Genomic DNA, 16,302 nt, shown 5'->3' on the forward strand with positions numbered 1-16,302 from the left:
CCACCGCCCGGGCCCGGCGTCCCCGACCACCCCGGGAGACCCCGTGCCGCTCCCCCGCCCCGCCCGCGTACGCCGGCACAACCGGCCGACGGACCACACCGACCGGCTCTGGTCGGTCCGCACCCAACTGCTCGCGCCCATTCTGGTGGCCACCGTGGGCCTGGTGGTGCTGGGCGCCACCCAGACCGGCACCGCACTGGACGCCTCCGCCGACGCCGACCGGGCCCGGGTCCTCGCCGGCACCGCCACCGCCACCGTGCGCCTGGTGCACGAGCTGGAGCGGGAACTCGGCGAGACGGCCGCCCTGCGCCAGCGGGGCGGCTCGATCGGCCGCCCACTGGTGGACGCCCAGCGGCGGCGGGTGGACACGGCCGTCAACCGGTACCGCACCGCCAGCCGGGCGGCCCGCCGGGCCGCCCCGAACCTCGGGCGGGTGCTCGACACCGCCGACGACCAGCTCTACCAGCTCGACCCGGCCCGCCGATCGGCGCCCGAGTCGGAGGGGGCCGACCCCACCTACGTGGCGCTGGTCGAGTCGTTGCTCACCGTCGCCGACGCGCTGCCGGCACAGCTGCGCGACGCCGAGCTGGCCAACGCGGCGCGGGAGGTGGCCGCGGTCGCCAGCCAGGAACACCTGGCCTCGCTGGAACGCGACCTGCTCCGGGCGATCTTCGTTCGGGGCGCGCTGGCCCCGGGGGAACTGGTCCGGCTCGGCCAGCTGGGGGGCGCGCGGGAGCAGCGCCAGGCCGAGTTCTCCCGGATCGCCGACAGCGCGGCGGAGGCCGCGTACGCCCGGCTGGTCGCCGGCCCGGACGTCGCCACCGCCCGGCGGATGCGGGACAGCGCGGTCGAGGGCGAGAGCCTGCCCGCCGCGCTGAAGATCGACGGCGACGCCTGGTACGTGGCCCAGAGCGGGACGATCCGGCGGTACAACCTCCTCGGCCGGGAACTCTCCGAGAACCTGGACCAGCAGGCCGCCAGCCTGACCCGGGACGCCCGGCGGCGGGCCCTGGTCACCGGCGGGGCGACCACCGCCGTCGCGGCCGCGTCGCTGCTCGCCGCCGCGCTGCTCGCCGTACGCACCAGCCGCCGGCTGCGCCGGCTGCGGGTGGCGGCGCTCACCATGGCCAACTCGGAGCTGCCCGAGCGGATCACCGCGATCGCGTCCGGCGAGGGCGCGCCGGCCGAGGGCGCGGCCACCCGGCTCACCGCGGGCATCCGGCATGGGCGGGACGAGGTCGCGCAGGTGGCCGAGGCGTTCGACACGGTCAACCGGGCGGCGCTGCGGCTCGCCGGCGAGCAGGCCGAGCTGCGGCTGGACGTGACCCGGATGGCCGAGGCGCTGGCCCGCCGGATCCGGACCCTGATCACCCGGCAGCTGCGGCTGCTCGACGAGTTCGAACGGGAGGAGACCGACCCGGAGGCGCTGGCCCGGCTCTTCGCGCTGGACCATCTCGCCGCCCGGATGCGCCGCAACGGGGAGAACCTGCTGGTCCTCGCCGGCAGCGAGCCCGGCCGGGCGTACGAGGGAGACCACCTGCTGGCCGACGTGGTCCGCGCGGCCGCCTCGGAGATCGAGGACTACGCCCGGGTGGAGATCGACGTGCCGGCCGCCGCGGTGCACGGCTCGGCGGTCGGCTACCTGGTCCACCTCCTCGCCGAACTGCTGGAGAACGCCACCAACTACTCGCCGCCGCAGGCCACGGTGCAGGTCGACGGCCGGCGTACCGTCGACGGGCTCACGCTGCGGGTACACGACCAGGGCATCGGCATCAACGAGGCCCGGCTCGCCACGATCAACGAACGGCTCCTCGCCCCGGCGGTGCTCTCCAGCGCCGCGGCCGGCAGCATGGGCCTGCACGTGGTGGCCCACCTGGCCGCCCGGCACGGGATCCGGGTGCAGCTGCACAACACCGGCGCCGGCACGGTCGCCCAGATCGAGGTGCCCGAGTCGGCGCTCACCCGGGTCGAGGCGGTGACCCGCCGTGCCGTCCCGAACCGCCAGCCCGCCTCGCCGGCGGCCTGGTTCCGGCCCGAGGGCGGCGGCCCGTCCCTGGCGACGGCCGTGCCGAACGGGACGACCGCGCCCCTGGTGACGGCGGCGTACGGCGGCAGTCGGGCCCGCCCCGACCCGGCCGACGTCCACCACGCGCCGACGGTGACGTTGCCGGTGCTCACCCCCGGTACGCCCGCCGGGGCCGCGACCCGACCGCCGGTGACCCAAGGCGCCGAGGCGTACCAACCCGGTCCCGGCCGCCCGTCGTCGACCGGGCCGGCGGCGGCCACCGGCACCGGCCTGCCGCGCCGGACCCGGGGCGGTCAGCTGCCGACCGGGCTGCCCCACACCCCGCCGGCCCCACCGGCCCGGCCGGCGGAGGACCTGCTCGACCCGGAGGTGGTGCGGGCCCGGCTGTCCGCGCTCGCCGAGGGGGTGGCCAGCGCGATGCGACGTAACCAGCAGACCAGACCAACCGGGAGACCCCAATGACCCCACCCGTGAGCGCCGGCCTCGACTGGCTCCTGGCGAACTTCGCCGAGCAGGTGCCGGACGTGTCGCACGCCATAGCCGTCTCCGAGGACGGGCTGCGGCTGGCCTCCTCGCCCGACCTCTCCCCCGACCAGGTGGACCAGCTCGCCGCCGTGATCAGCGGTCTGGCCAGCCTGACCGTCGGCGCCGCGCGGCTGATGTCCGCCGGCCGCGTACGCCAGCAGATCGTCGACATGGACGGCGGGGTGATGCTGGTGATGGCGGTCGGCAAACGGGCCCTGCTCGGGGTGCTGGCCGCGCCGGGCTGCGACCTGGGGCAGATCGGCTTCGAGACCGCGACGCTCGTGCAGCGGGTGGCGGAGGCACTGGAACCGGCGGTCCGGGCGTGACCCGCCGGCCACCGTGGTGGCTGGCCGCCCTGCTGGTTCCGCTGCTCGTCGCCGGGTGCGGGCAGCCGGCGGCGCCGCCGCAGGCCTGGCACGACGGGCGGATCTTCCTCGCCACCGGCAACACCACCGGCGTGTACTACCAGCTCGGCGGGGGCTACGCCGACGTGATCAGCCGCCACCTGCCCGGGTACGAGGCGCGGGCCGAGCCGACCGGCGCCTCGGTGGAGAACGTCACCCGGCTGGCCAGCGGCGACATGGAGATCGCGTTCAGCCTCGCCGACACCGCGGCGGACGCGGTCGCCGGCCGGGGCGCCTTCGCCGGCCAGCCTCAACCGGTCCGGGCGCTGGCCCGCGTCTACAGCAACTACACCCACGTGATCGTGCGGGCCGAAGCCAAGGTCACCGGCTTCGCCCAGCTGCGCGGCAAACGGGTCTCCACCGGCTCGCCGAAGTCCGGCACGGACATCATCGCCGGGCGGCTGCTGACCGCCGCGGGGATGGACCCGGACCGCGACGTCCACCGGTTCACGCTGTCGCTGCCGGAGACGGTCAAGCGGATGCGGGCCGGCACGCTGGACGCGATGTTCTTCTCCGGCGGCCTGCCCACCCCGGGCATCGCCGACCTGCTCTCCAGCGCGCCGGGGAAGTTCCAGCTGCTGCCGATCGCCGACCTGATCGAGCCGCTCAACGCCGCGTACGGCTCGGTCTACACCACCGCCGAACTGTCGAAGGACGCCTACGGCACGCCGTCGGGCACCCCGACCGTAACGGTGTCGAACATGATCCTGGTCAACGCCGACATGCCGGACGGGTTGGCGTACGACCTGACCCGGCTGCTCTTCGCGTACCAGAGCGATCTGGTCGGGGTGCACCCGGAGGCGGGCAACTTCACCCGGCAGAGCGCGTCGGGCACCGACCCGATCCCGTTGCACCCCGGCGCGGCCCGGTTCTACCGGGGCGGGTGAGCCGGGCGCGGGTCAGACGTCCGCCGGGGCGGTCGCGGCACGGGCGGCCGCGACCAGCCGGTCGGCCTCCGCCAGCACGGCGTCGTCGTCCGAGGGGGTGCCCGGGTCGAAGCGGACCGTCCAGCTCAGTCCGTCCGCACCGGCCACCCGTCGGGCCGCGACCCGCCCGGCGCCGCCGGGCACCGGGTGGTGCGCGGTGTACGCCACCGAGCGGGTGACCCGGGCCCGCACCTGGTGCGGCAGGTCGCCCGGGTCGACCAGCAGGTACGTCTCGGCCGGGCAGTCCGCCACCACCTGGTAGCCGTCCCGCTCGGTGACCCGCTCGGCCGGGGTGACGGTCAGCTCGCGACCGGACCAGACGGCCTTGAGGATGTCGTGCCAGCCCAGCCGGTGCCCCCGGCCGGGCAGCCAGAGCCCGAGGTTGCTGGCCACCACCACGCCGTCGCCCTCGCCGTTTCCGGCGACGGCCCAGGCGAGCACCCGTTCGTCGTCGGCGAGCGGGGGCCGGGCGGCGGGCGGCAGCTTGGGCTTGCGGCTGAACAGTCCCATCACAGTCCTCCCGCGGCCTGCTCGCGCAGCGCCCGCGCGTGCTGCTCCAGCGAGAGCAGTTCCCCGAAGAGGGCGAAGTACTCGTCCTTGTTGTTCACCGGGTTGACCCGCTGGATCTTGGACTTGAGGTCCCGGATCCGGGCGGTGACCGAGCCCCACTGCAACTGGGCGATGGTGATCGAGACGTACCGGAGGTCGGGCTCCCCGTCGATGCGCAGCGGCTCCACGGCAAACTCGCCGACGAGCGCCCGGGCGGCGAGGTCCTCGCAGGCGTCGCGGACCGACTCGATCCAGACCGCGCCGCCGGCCGCGGCCGCGGCCCCGCCCGCCGCGGCGATCGCCGCGCGCACCGCCCCGTGCACCGGGTGGCGGTATTCCGGGGCCTCGACCGCGTCGAACATCGGCCCGGCGAGCACCGGCTCCTGGAGGGCCAGCTTCAACGCCTCGCGCTCCACCATCGACTGCGGGCTGTCCACCGCCGGCGCGGGCGCGGCCTTCGACCGGGCCGGCGCGGGCGCCCGCCGCTCGGCGGTCGGCGCCGCGTCGGCGGCGAGCACCGCCCGCTGCACCGGCTCGATCTCCATGCCGAGGTCGCCGGCGAGCTTGCGGACGTACTCGGGGCGCTTCTCCCGATCCTTGATCTTGGCGACCAGCGGCGCGGCCCGGCGCATCGCCTCCACCCGGCCGTCGACGGTGTCCAGGTCGTACCGGTTGATCACGTGGCGCAGCGCGAAGTCGACCAGCGGCTCGCGGCGGGCGACCAGGTCGCGCACGGCCAGGTCACCCTTGGCCAGACGCAGCTCGCACGGGTCCATGTTGTCGGGGCTGACCGCGATGAAGGTACGCCCGACAAAGCGCTGGTCGTCCTCGAAGGCGCGCAGCGCGGCCTTCTGGCCGGCAGCGTCCCCGTCGAAGGTGAAGATGATCTCGCCGGCCACCGCCTCGGTGTCCAGCAGGAGCCGGCGCAGCACCCCGATGTGGTCGGCGCCGAAGGCGGTGCCGCAGGTCGCCACGGCCGTCGGCACGCCGGCGAGGTGGCAGGCCATCACGTCGGTGTAGCCCTCGACGACGACCACCTTGCCCTGCTTGGCGATCTCCCGCTTGGCCTGGTCGATGCCGTAGAGAACGTGCGACTTCTTGTAGATCGGCGTCTCGGGGGTGTTCAGGTATTTCGGGCCGTCGTCGTCGTCGAAGAGCTTGCGGGCGCCGAAGCCGATCACGTCGCCGGCCAGGTCGCGGATCGGCCAGAGCAGGCGGCGGCGGAACCGGTCGATCAGCGAGCCGGAGCGGGCCGGCCGGGACAGCCCGGCGGTGACCAGCTCGTCGTGGCTGAAGCCCTGCTGGCGCAGGTGCTTGGTGAGCAGGTCCCAGGCGTCCGGGGCGAAGCCGCAGCCGTACCGCTCGGCGGCGGCCCGGTCGAAGCCCCGCTGCGCCAGGAACTCCCGGGCCGGCCGGGCGGCGGCCGTGGTGAGCTGGGCCCGGTAGAACTCGACGGCGGCGGCGTGCGCGGCCACCAGCCGCTGCTTCTGCCCCTGCTGGGGGCGGCTGCGCGGGGCGACCTGGTCGTTCTCGAGGTAGCGCAGCTGGATGCCGGCGCGGGCGGCGAGCCGCTCGACGGACTCGACGAAGCTGAGGTGCTCGGCGTCCATCAGGAACTTGATGGCGTCCCCGCCGGCCCCGCAGCCGAAGCAGTACCAGACGTTGCGGGCGGGCGAGACGTTGAACGACGGGCTCTTCTCGTCGTGGAACGGGCAGAGGCCCTTGAGGTTGCCGCCGCCGGCGGACTTGAGGGTCACCGTGTCGGAGATGACCTCGGCGATCGAGGTGCGTTCCCGGACCAGCGCGATGTCCTCGTCCCGGATCCGCCCAGCCATCTGTGCCACCCCCTCGGCGTACATCCTGCCCTGCCGGACCGACGATCCGCCGCCCGGGGGACGGGCCTGTGGCGAAGGCCGCCGGCGGGGCGGTGTCAGCGCGGGCGGCGGGCACCACCGGGTCACCGGCGGCGAGCAGCAGCGCGGCGGCGACGAGGTCCCGGGTGCTGCCGGTCGGCGGACGGTTCTGACCGCCGCTCGGGCGTGTCGCGCCGAGGACGGGGACATGACCATGAGCGTGATACCTCTCAGGCATAAATATGCCTGAGAGGTATCACGCTCGTCGGGACATGCGTCTCCCGCGCCCGACACACCCGGTACATCGCCACCGCACCCACCGCCACCGCGGACCACCGCCGCGCAACCACCAGCTCGACCGCGGTGCTGTCCGGCACCGCGGTCGCGCTGTCCAGGCCGCCACCTGGAGCGCCCCCAGGCCCAGGCTGGTGGCCGAGCCGAAGACGGTGGCGGCGGTGCGGCGTGGTGCCGGATCGGCTCGGCCACGGCGTAGCAGGCCAGGCCGATGCCATGCCGGTGCTGAAGCGCCCGAGTGGAAGATCGGCGGGGTACGGCGGGGTCAGGCGACGGGGGTGGCCTCCTCCGCCTCGACCTGGCGGTTCCAGTCCGCCTTGGTGGAGCGCCAGCCCTCGTCGTCCATGCCGCGACGCCAGTAGCCGGAGATGGACAGGGCTTCGCGGGGCATCCCGCGCTCGACGCGCAGCAGCCGGCGCAACTCCTTGACGAAGGTGGCCTCGCCGTGGACGAACGCGTGCACCCGGCCGGGCCGGAACTCCAGCGCCCGGACCGCCTCGACCAGCGCCTCGCCGGCCGGCCGGTCGCCCCGGTGCAGCCAGGTCAGCGCCACCGCGCCGGGGCTGGGCAGCGGCTGCTCGTCCGCCGGCCCGTCGACCTCGACGAACACGGCGGCCGGGGCGCCCGACGGCAGTCGCTCCAGGGCCGCGCCGATCGCCGGCAGGGCGCTCTCGTCGCCCACCAGCAGGTGCCAGTCCGCCGTCGGGTCCGGCGCGTACGCCCCGCCCGGGCCGGTGAAGAGCACCTCGTCGCCGGGGCGCAGCCGGGCCGCCCAGGGCCCGGCCAGCCCCTCGTCGCCGTGGTGCACCACGTCCACGGTCAGCTCGCCGGCCAGCGGGTCCCAGGCGCGCACGGTGTACGCCCGCAGCCGGGGCCACTGCTCACGGGGCAGGTCACGACGGATCGCGGCCAGGTCCAGCGGCCTGGGGTGCTCGACCCCGGACGCCGGAAAGATGATCTTGATGTAGTGGTCGGTGTACTCCCCGACCGGGATCCCCGTCAGTTCCTCCCCGCCGAGGACCAGTCGGATCAGGTGCGGGGTGGGCCGCTCGGTCCGCAGGACCCGGGCGGACGTGACCTTCTTCGGGCGTTCCGTCATGTCACTTAGGCTAGCCTAAGTCGCCGCGGAGCCCGCCGGCCGGTCGGTCGACCCTCAGGACCGGACGAGCCGGCCGTGCCAGGCCACCGCCGCCGGGTCGGTGAGCGACGCCACCTGGTCGACCACCACCCGCAGCCGGGCGGCGTCGTCCGGGGCGGCCCGCCACAGCGGCGCGAAGACCGGGTCGAGGGCGTCCGGCGCCCGGTCGCCCAGCGCGCCGACCAGCTCGGCCAGGATCTCCCGCTGCCGGTCGTACCGGGTGCGGACGCCCGGACGGGTCATCACGTAACGCCAGGCGATCCCCTTCAACAGCGCGCACTGCGCCCGGATCCGGCGCGGCACCACCAGGTCGGCGGCGTACCGGCGGTGCGGGCCGGGGCCGAAGCGCTCCCGGGTGGCGGTCACCACGGCGGAGACGAACCGCCCGGTCAGCACGCTCGTGGTGGCCTTCAGCGCGACCTGCGCCCGGTGGCTGCCGTCGTACCCGCCCAGCGGGGCGAGCACCGGCTCGTCGAGCAGGCCGACGAGCACCTCGCCGAGGTCGGCCGGGGACTCGCCGGAGTAGACCGCCGCCACGTCGACGCAGAGCGCGGCCCGCTCGTCCGGGTCGTCGAGCAGGGGGCGCAGCGAGACGTACCCGCCGTGGATGCCGTCCTCCACGTCGTGCACCGAGTACGCGACGTCGTCGGCCCAGTCCATCACCTGGGCCTCCAGGCAGCGCCGCGCGCCGCCGGGCAGACCGGCGCCGTCGACGGCGACGTCCCCCGGCGGTACGCCCGCGCGCAGCCAGTCGAAGACCGGCCGGTCGTCGGCGTACACCCCGAACTTGCGCAGTCCCGGCTGCCGGGGCCACGGGTACTTGCCGACCGCGTCGAGCGAGGCCCGGGTGAGGTTGAGCCCGGCCGGGGCGCCGTCCGGGCCGATCACCTTGGCCTCCAGCCGGGTCAGCACGCGCAGCGTCTGGGCGTTGCCCTCGAACCCGCCGCAGGGCGCGGCGAGCCGGTCGAGGGCGTCCTCGCCGTTGTGCCCGAACGGCGGGTGCCCGAGGTCGTGGGCGAGCCCGGCGGTGTCCACCACGTCCGGGTCGCAGCCCAGCCGGGCGCCCATCTCCCGGGCGATCTGGGCCACCTCCAGCGAGTGGGTCAGCCGGGTACGCAGGAAGTCGTCGGTGCCGGCGACGTGCACCTGGGTCTTGGCGGCGAGCCGCCGGAACGCCGCCGAGTGCAGCACCCGGGCCCGGTCCCGCTCGTACGGCGACCGACCGTACCCGGTGTCCTTGGGCGCCTCGTCGACCCGGCGCCGCGCGTCGGCCGCGTCCCACGGCCCGGCCGGGTCGCCGTCGCGCACGTCAGCCCTGCTGCCGCAGCACGCAGAACTCGTTGCCCTCCGGGTCGGCCAGCACCGTCCACGAGGCGTCGCCCTGGCCGACGTCGACGTGCCGGGCCCCCATGTCGACCAGCCGCTCGACCTCGGCCTCCTGGTCCGCCGGGCGCAGGTCGAGGTGGAGGCGGTTCTTGGTCTCCTTGCCGTCGGCGACCGGGACGAAGACGATGCCGGGCAGCCGGTCGGCCGACTGACGGATCTCCACCTCGTCCGGCTTGTCCGCGACCACCTGGTAGCCGAGCGCCTCGGCCCACCAGTGCGCCAACCGGGACGGGTCCCGGGCGTCGACGGTCAAGCTCTCCCAGACGCTGGTCATGCGGTCACCCTTCGCCGGTCGTACGCAACTCCTCGCGGGAGCCCAGGTTACGCCGGGGCGGCCCGGAGGGCGCGGCGGCGAACGGGGCGTGGCGGGTCCACAACCGCCGATCGGACGGGAGTTGCCGACCGATCGCTGACGGTCACGGGATCGCGGTTGCGGCGTGGCCTTCGGTAACGTGCCGGGAGCGGTATGTGACGCCGACGGCCGGAACGCGACGAACGGGGGACGCTCGTGCACGTTGACACGGTGATGGACACGGAGCTGCGGAGGCTGCGCCGACAGCGCCCGGAGGTGGCCGGCACGGTGCTGGCCGGGCGCGACGGGATGCTCATCTCCAGCGACCTGCCGACCACGGACGCCACCCACCTGGCCGCCCTCGCCGCGGTGAGTTTCGGGGTGGGGCACCAGGTCGCCCACACGGTGCGCGGCGGCAGCTTCCGGGAGTCGGTGGTGCACACGGCCACCGACTGCGTGGTCACCTACCCGGCCGGGCGGCACGCGCTGCTCACCCTGGTCACCGGGGCGGGCACCGACCTGGAGGCGCTGCACGAGGAGGCGCGGGCGGTGGCCGAGCGGGCCGGCTCGGCGTTCGACTCGCAGCGGATCGCGGTGGGTGCGACGCCGGTGCCGCAGGTGCACGGCGCGCTCGCGGTGCGTACCCCACTGCCGGCGCTGGCCCGCCGACGGCCGGGGTCGACCTGGCGGCGCCCGCCGCTCTGAGCCGGGGCGCGCGGCGGCCGACGGCCCGGCGCGCCCACCGACGACGACGGCGGCTCCGGAGCGCCCGGAGCCGCCGTCGGTCCTGCGGTCAGCGGCTGTCGGAGCCGTCGGTCTCGACGGCCGCTCGGCCGGCCTCCAGCCGGGCCACCGGCACCCGGAACGGCGAGCAGGAGACGTAGTCCAGGCCCACCTCGTGGAAGAAGTGCACCGAGTCGGGGTCGCCGCCGTGTTCGCCGCAGACGCCCAGCTTCAGCTCGGGCCGGGCCGCCCGGCCCTCCTCCGCGGCGATCCGGACCAGCCGGCCCACACCGTCGCGGTCGATGGACTCGAACGGCGAGATGCCGAAGATGCCCAGCTCCAGGTAGCGCCAGAAGAACGCGCCCTCGACGTCGTCGCGGGAGAATCCCCAGCCCATCTGGGTCAGGTCGTTCGTGCCGAAGGAGAAGAACTGCGCCGCCTCGGCGATCTGCCCGGCGGTCAGCGCCGCCCGGGGCACCTCGATCATGGTGCCGATCAGCACCTCGACGCCGCTGTCCCCGACCACCTCCGCGATGATCTTCTCGGCCTCGGCGCGTACCGTCTCCAGCTCCTGCACCGCCCCGACCAGCGGGACCATGATCTCCGGCTTGGCCACCGCGCCGTCGCGGGTGACGGCGACCGCCGCCTCCGTGATGGCCCGGACCTGCATCGCGAAGAGGCCGGGGATGACCAGGCCGAGGCGCACGCCGCGCAGGCCCAGCATCGGGTTCTCCTCGTGCATCCGCCGGACGGCGGCGAGCAGCGCCTCCTCCTTGGCGACGTCCTCGCCGCGTTCCTGGGCGACGGCGACGTTGACCGCGAGCTGCTCCAGCGGGGGCAGGAACTCGTGCAGCGGCGGGTCGATCAGCCGCACGGTGACTGGCAGGCCGTCCATCTCGCGGAAGATCTCGATGAAGTCGGCCCGTTGCAACGGCAGCAGCGCGGCCAGCGCGTCCGCCCGCTCGCCGTCGGTGCGGGCCAGGATCAGCCGCTCGACCAGCTCCCGCCGGTCGCCGAGGAACATGTGCTCGGTGCGGCACAGGCCGATGCCCTCGGCGCCGAACCGCCGCGCCCGGGCCGCGTCCGCCCCGGTGTCGGCGTTCGTCCGGACGGCCAGCCGCCGCGTGGCGTCGGCGTGCGTCATGATCCGGTGTACGGCCCGGACCAGCGCGTTGTCGATGTGCTCCGGGTCGAGGCTGCCCTCGAAGTACTGCACCACCTCCGACGGCATGCTCGGCACCTCGCCGAGGTAGACCTTGCCGGTGGTGCCGTCGATCGAGACGATGTCGCCCTCGTTGACGACGTGCTCGCCGACGGTGAACTTCTTCGCCGGGATATTGACGTCCAGCTCGTCGGCGCCGGAGACGCAGGTCTTGCCCATGCCCCGGGCCACCACGGCGGCGTGGCTGGTCTTGCCGCCGCGCGAGGTGAGGATGCCCTTGGCGGCGATCATGCCGTTCAGGTCGTCGGGGTTGGTCTCCCGGCGGACCAGGATCACCGCCTCCCCCTCGGCGGCCAGTTCGACCGCCCGGGCGGAGGTGAAGACCACCTTGCCGGAGGCGGCCCCCGGGGACGCCCCGATGCCCTTGGCCACCGGCTGGAGCTCGTGGTCGAGCTGGAAGCGCGGGAACATCAGCTGGGCGAGCTGCGCGCCGTTGACCCGGTGCAGCGCCTCGTCGAGGTCGATCAGGCCCTCGTCGACGAGCTGCCCGGCGATGACGAACGCGGCGGCGGCGGTGCGCTTGCCGACCCGGGTCTGGAGCATCCAGAGCTTGCCGCGCTCGATGGTGAACTCGATGTCGCAGAGGTCCTTGTAGTGCCCCTCCAGCCGGGCCATGAAGTCGAGCAGTTGCTCGTAGGACTTCTTGTCGAGTCGCTCCAGCTCCTGCAACGGCACGGTGTTGCGGATGCCGGCGACGACGTCCTCGCCCTGGGCGTTGGCGAGGTAGTCGCCGTAGATGCCCTGCGCGCCGCTGCCGGGGTCACGGGTGAAGGCGACGCCGGTGCCGGAGTCGGGGCCGAGGTTGCCGAAGACCATGGAGACCACGTTGACCGCGGTGCCGAGGTCGGCCGGGATGCGCTCCTGGCGGCGGTAGAGCACGGCCCGCTCGGCGTTCCACGACTCGAAGACCGCGCGGATGGCCAGGTCGAGCTGCTCGCGCGGCTCCTGCGGGAACTCCCGGCCGGTGTGCTTGAGGAAGATCTTCTTGTACGCGTCGACCAGCCCGCGCAGGTCGCCGGCGTCGAGGTCGAGGTCGTTGGTGGTGCCCTTGGCACGCTTGGCCTCGTCGAGGGCGTGCTCGAACTCCTCGCCCGGCACCTCGCAGACGGTCTTGCCGAACATCTGGATCAGCCGGCGGTACGAGTCCCAGGCGAACCGGTCGTTGCCGCCGGCCTGGGCGGAGAGCCCGACGACGCTGCGGTCGTTGAGGCCGACGTTGAGGACGGTCTCCATCATGCCGGGCATGGAGAACTTAGCCCCGGAGCGGACGGACACCAGCAGCGGGTCCTGCGGGTCGCCGAGCTTGCGGCCCATCTCGCGCTCCAGCGACTCCAGGTGAGTCTCGATCTGGCCGGCGAGACCGTCCGGCTCCCGGCCGGTGTCCAGGTACGCCTTGCACGCCTCGGTGGTGATGGTGAAGCCGGGCGGGACCGGCAGCCCGAGGTTGGTCATCTCGGCGAGGTTGGCCCCCTTGCCGCCGAGCAGGTCCTTGAGGTCCTTGTTGCCCTCGGCGAAGTCGTAGACGTACTTGTGATCGACCGTCTCTTGCGCTGCCACCAGAGCCTCCCACGCACGCCGGAATTGACACTTAACGAAGGTTCAGTTGCCTCATACCCCGGGGCGGACCACCGGTAATCCCGGTGTCGACACCGATCGGTGGGCGAAGGTTAAGCGAACATCGGGTGGCCTGGGACCGTTCGGTGACAATAGGCACAGCTATCACGACTATCCGTGTTCGCGGGGGTTTCTGGGAACGCTTCCACGAGCACGATCACGCAATTCCGGGTCTCCTCGTATTCTTGACGGCACCGGTTCTGCCGAACCTGACCTTTGCCATATCCGCCGCGAATACACCCCGGAGCCGCCGCCGTGCCGCCCACCCCCTCCACCAGCCCGGAGACCGGCTCGACCAGCGCCGGGACCGGCCCGGAACCGCTCGGCCAGGTCGGCCAGCCCACCCACCGGCCGGCCGCCGCCGAGCTGGCCCGGTTCGCCGCACGGGCCGCCGGAGAGCTGCTCGCACCGCCCGCACCGGTCCGACTGACCGACGTGGTGCCGGCCCCGGAGCAGGTCCGGCCGGACCCGGCGGCCGACTTCACCCTCCCCGCCGACGCGGCCGTGCGGGTCAGCCCGGCCCCGGACACCCGGGACGTGGCCGAACAGCTCGCCGAACTGCTGCGCCCGGCCACCGGGTACCCGCTGCCGGTCGTGGTCGAGGCCACCGCTACCGACGGCCCGCTGGTGCTCACGCTGGCCGCCGCGGTGCCGCCCGCCGGCGTGCCCCGGCCCCGCACCGCCGCGGACGACGCGCTGGGCGGTACCGGCCGGGACGCCGGTGTCGTGGCTGCCGTGGGCGGCGCGGGCCCGGCCGGCGAAACGCCGGACGCGGCGCCGGCCGATGCGCTCGGGGACGAGGGCTACCGCCTGGACGTCACCCCCGGCGAGGTACGGATCACCGCCGGCACCGCCACCGGGCTCCACCACGGAGTGCAGACGCTGCGGCAACTCCTGCCCACCGCGATCGAGAGCCCGTCCCCGGTCGCCGCGCGCTGGGTGGTGCCCGGCGGCGTGATCGTCGACCGGCCGCGCTTCCCGTACCGGGGCGCGATGCTCGACGTCTCCCGGCACTTCTTCGGCGTCGCCGACGTGCTGCGGGTGATCGACCATCTGGCCCGGTACAAGCTCAACCACCTGCACCTGCACCTCACCGACGACCAGGGCTGGCGGATCGCCGTCGACTCCTGGCCGGCACTGACCACCGTCGGCGGGGCCATCGAGGTGGGCGGCGGGCCGGGTGGTTTCTACACCGGCGCGGACTATCGGAAGATCGTCCGGTACGCGGCCCGTCGGCACATCACCGTCGTCCCCGAGATCGACCTGCCCGGCCACACCAACGCGGCGCTGACCGCATACCCCGAGCTGGCACCGGACCGGATCGCGCCGCCGCCGTACACCGGCACCGAGGTCGGCTTCAGCTACGTCGACCCGACCAGCGAGCGGACGTACGACTTCGTCGCCGACGTGCTCGGCGAGGTGGCCGCCCTCACCCCCGGCCCGTGGCTGCACATCGGCGGCGACGAGGCGTTCAAGGTGAAGGGGGAGGCGTACACCGGCTTCGTGGAGCGGGCGCAGCGGATCGTCGCCGGCACCGGCAAAACGGTCGTCGGCTGGCACCAGATCGCCCCGGCCGGGCACTCCGAGGGGCGGGTGCTCCAGTGGTGGGGCACCGACGGCGACGACCCGGTGGTCGCCGAGGCGGTACGCCGGGGCGCCCGGCTGATCCTCTCCCCCGGCAACCACGCCTACCTGGACATGAAGTACGCCCCGGACACCCCGCTCGGGCAGGACTGGGCCGGGCTGATCGACGTGCGGCGCGCGTACGACTGGGACCCGGGCGCGCACGTGGCCGGCGTACCTGCCGACGCGGTGCTCGGCGTCGAGGCGCCGCTCTGGACCGAGTCGGTGACCACGCTGACCGAGATCGAGTTCATGCTCCTCCCCCGGCTGCCCGCCGTCGCCGAGCTGGGCTGGTCGCCCCGGGCGGGGCACGACTGGGCCGGCTTCCGCGAGCGCCTCGCCGGCCACGGCCCGCGCTGGGCCACCGCCGGCATCGCCTTCCACCGCGCCCCGGAGATCCCCTGGCCAGCCGACCGGGACGACTCCGCCACCCCGCCAACCACGGTCCCGGGCACCCCGCCCACCCCGACCGCCACGTCGACACCCACCGGCTGAGCCGACCCGCCGCACCGCCGACGGGGCGTGTCGCCGGCCGCGCGACGCGACCCCGGCGATACGCCCCACGCTGCGCCCACCGCCCACGAGCGGCACCATCCGGAGCTCGCGAAGACCCACCAGCTCGACCGACGCGGGCACCCTGTCCGCCGCCTTCGCCGACCGCCCCGCGCACAGCAACCCGGCGACACCAGCGCCCCACGTCGATCCCGGGATCGGGCACCCCTCACCCCTCACCCCGTCATCCCGTCATCCCGTCATCCCGTCATCCCGTCATCCCGCAGATCTTGGACAGTTTCCGTCCCCCTCGACCAGTCCCCCTCGAACCGAAACTGTCCAAGATCTCTGCGCGGGGCCCCGCCAAGCCGCACCGCCACGAGGTTGATCAAGAGGTTTGCGTCTGCCTGGCGGCGTGTCGCCGACGCAAACCTCTTGATCAATCGGGCGGGCCGGCTGGGGCGGGGAGGCGGGGGTGGGTATCGGCGGAAGGGTCGGGGCGGGCTGTTAGTGCCTGGTCGAGGTCCGAGAGGCCGGGGGCAGGTGGGGCGTCGCTCTTGGGCGCCGTGGGCGGCGTGGACGGCGTGGACGCGGTGGGCGGCGTGGGCGGCGTGGGCGGCGTGGGCGGCGTGGGCGGCGTGGGCGGCGTGGGCGGCGTGGGCGGCGTGGGCGGCGTGGGCGGCGTGGGCGGCGCGAGAGTGTCGGGCCGGGCCGTCAGTTTGTGGTTGACTGTCCGGTTCGTGGTGGGACGGTTGCCGCCCTGCTGTCCGGTTCGGCCTGCGTCATCCCGTGGTCGGGGCCACCCCGGCGGTGGAATGGCCGACGGGCCGGGGTCGTTGTACATGGCATACCGCCGCGGCTCCCCCGCCCGGACGGTCCCCCGGACCGGTCCGATGGAATGCGGGCCCGCCCCGGATGGTTACATCCCCCGGCGAACATCACCGGGCAGCCCCCTGAGGGCTCGCGGAATGCGGAGTCCGCCGGGACCGTTACATCCCCGGATCGCCGGGCGGCGCCCGGCACCAAGGCCCGCGGAATGCGGGGCCCACCGGGACGGTTACATCCCCCGGACACCCGAGCAGAGCCACCCCCTGGCCGCCGGGCAGATCCCCTTCTTGACTTTCCTTTCGCGCAAGCCGTCCCCCCGACGGCCCGCCGCGCACCCCCGAACAGAGAGGCACACATCATGCGTACCGATCTGATCCGCAAGACCACCCTGACCGCCGCCGGCCTCG

General features: G+C 74.4%; 11 protein-coding genes. 5 read left to right on the forward strand and 6 right to left on the reverse strand.

The window, feature by feature from the left end; translation table 11 throughout:
* Window positions 1-43 precede the first annotated feature (43 nt).
* From AB0I41_RS13160 to AB0I41_RS13170, 3 genes are read left to right on the forward strand one after another with little or no spacing between them, the layout of a single operon-like run.
* Window positions 44-2,488 carry a nitrate- and nitrite sensing domain-containing protein gene (locus AB0I41_RS13160; RefSeq protein ID WP_357105911.1) on the forward strand — a complete coding sequence of 815 codons (2,445 nt, stop codon included), beginning with the start codon at window positions 44-46 and terminating at the stop codon, window positions 2,486-2,488.
* Window positions 2,485-2,877 carry a roadblock/LC7 domain-containing protein gene (locus AB0I41_RS13165; RefSeq protein WP_357105914.1) on the forward strand — a complete coding sequence of 131 codons (393 nt, stop codon included), beginning with the start codon at window positions 2,485-2,487 and terminating at the stop codon, window positions 2,875-2,877. Before AB0I41_RS13160 ends, AB0I41_RS13165 begins: the two co-directional genes overlap by 4 nt.
* Complete coding sequence (locus AB0I41_RS13170; protein WP_357105917.1) at window positions 2,874-3,842, forward strand: TAXI family TRAP transporter solute-binding subunit; 969 nt, start codon at window positions 2,874-2,876, stop codon at window positions 3,840-3,842. The genes AB0I41_RS13165 and AB0I41_RS13170 overlap by 4 nt, the downstream gene beginning before the upstream one ends.
* Window positions 3,843-3,854: 12 nt before the next feature.
* On the opposite strand, the gene AB0I41_RS13175 is transcribed toward AB0I41_RS13170, so the two are convergent.
* From AB0I41_RS13175 to AB0I41_RS13195, 5 genes are all read right to left on the reverse strand, one after another.
* Window positions 3,855-4,391: a hypothetical protein gene (locus AB0I41_RS13175; protein ID WP_357105920.1), complete on the reverse strand. Its 537-nt coding sequence runs from the start codon at window positions 4,389-4,391 to the stop codon at window positions 3,855-3,857.
* A complete protein-coding gene (gene dnaG, locus AB0I41_RS13180) occupies window positions 4,391-6,289 on the reverse strand; it encodes a DNA primase (protein ID WP_357105923.1) in 1,899 nt (632 codons plus the stop codon). Before dnaG ends, AB0I41_RS13175 begins: the two co-directional genes overlap by 1 nt.
* 553 nt (window positions 6,290-6,842) lie before the next feature.
* Entirely contained in the window at window positions 6,843-7,676 is an 834-nt protein-coding gene (locus AB0I41_RS13185; RefSeq protein WP_357105926.1) for a siderophore-interacting protein, read from the reverse strand.
* Window positions 7,677-7,730: 54 nt separating this feature from the next.
* Window positions 7,731-9,023: a deoxyguanosinetriphosphate triphosphohydrolase gene (locus AB0I41_RS13190; RefSeq protein ID WP_357105928.1), complete on the reverse strand. Its 1,293-nt coding sequence runs from the start codon at window positions 9,021-9,023 to the stop codon at window positions 7,731-7,733.
* Window position 9,024: 1 nt separating this feature from the next.
* Complete coding sequence (locus AB0I41_RS13195; protein WP_357105931.1) at window positions 9,025-9,375, reverse strand: VOC family protein; 351 nt, start codon at window positions 9,373-9,375, stop codon at window positions 9,025-9,027.
* Between the two features lie 252 nt (window positions 9,376-9,627).
* On the opposite strand from AB0I41_RS13195, the gene AB0I41_RS13200 reads away from it, so the two are divergent.
* On the forward strand, window positions 9,628-10,098 hold the full coding sequence (locus AB0I41_RS13200; RefSeq protein ID WP_357105954.1) for a roadblock/LC7 domain-containing protein: 471 nt from the start codon (window positions 9,628-9,630) through the stop codon (window positions 10,096-10,098).
* 88 nt (window positions 10,099-10,186) lie between these two features.
* On the opposite strand, the gene ppdK is transcribed toward AB0I41_RS13200, so the two are convergent.
* Window positions 10,187-12,895, reverse strand: a complete 2,709-nt coding sequence (gene ppdK, locus AB0I41_RS13205; protein WP_357105934.1) for a pyruvate, phosphate dikinase — start codon at window positions 12,893-12,895, stop codon at window positions 10,187-10,189.
* Window positions 12,896-13,207: 312 nt separating this feature from the next.
* Between ppdK and AB0I41_RS13210 the strand changes: the two genes are divergently transcribed.
* Entirely contained in the window at window positions 13,208-15,070 is a 1,863-nt protein-coding gene (locus tag AB0I41_RS13210) for a beta-N-acetylhexosaminidase (protein WP_357105937.1), read from the forward strand.
* The last annotated feature ends 1,232 nt before the right edge of the window (window positions 15,071-16,302 follow it).

This window comes from Micromonospora sp. NPDC050200 (assembly GCF_040656135.1).
In the GTDB taxonomy this organism is placed as follows: Bacteria; Actinomycetota; Actinomycetes; order Mycobacteriales; family Micromonosporaceae; genus Micromonospora.

Coding starts and splice junctions, on each gene's coding strand:
- dnaG (WP_357105923.1), bottom strand. CDS start 6,289: ATGTACGCCGAGGGGGTGGCACAGATGGCTGGGCGGATCCGGGACGAG.
- AB0I41_RS13175 (WP_357105920.1), bottom strand. CDS start 4,391: ATGGGACTGTTCAGCCGCAAGCCCAAGCTGCCGCCCGCCGCCCGGCCC.
- AB0I41_RS13185 (WP_357105926.1), bottom strand. CDS start 7,676: ATGACGGAACGCCCGAAGAAGGTCACGTCCGCCCGGGTCCTGCGGACC.
- AB0I41_RS13195 (WP_357105931.1), bottom strand. CDS start 9,375: ATGACCAGCGTCTGGGAGAGCTTGACCGTCGACGCCCGGGACCCGTCC.
- AB0I41_RS13200 (WP_357105954.1), top strand. CDS start 9,628: ATGGACACGGAGCTGCGGAGGCTGCGCCGACAGCGCCCGGAGGTGGCC.
- AB0I41_RS13165 (WP_357105914.1), top strand. CDS start 2,485: ATGACCCCACCCGTGAGCGCCGGCCTCGACTGGCTCCTGGCGAACTTC.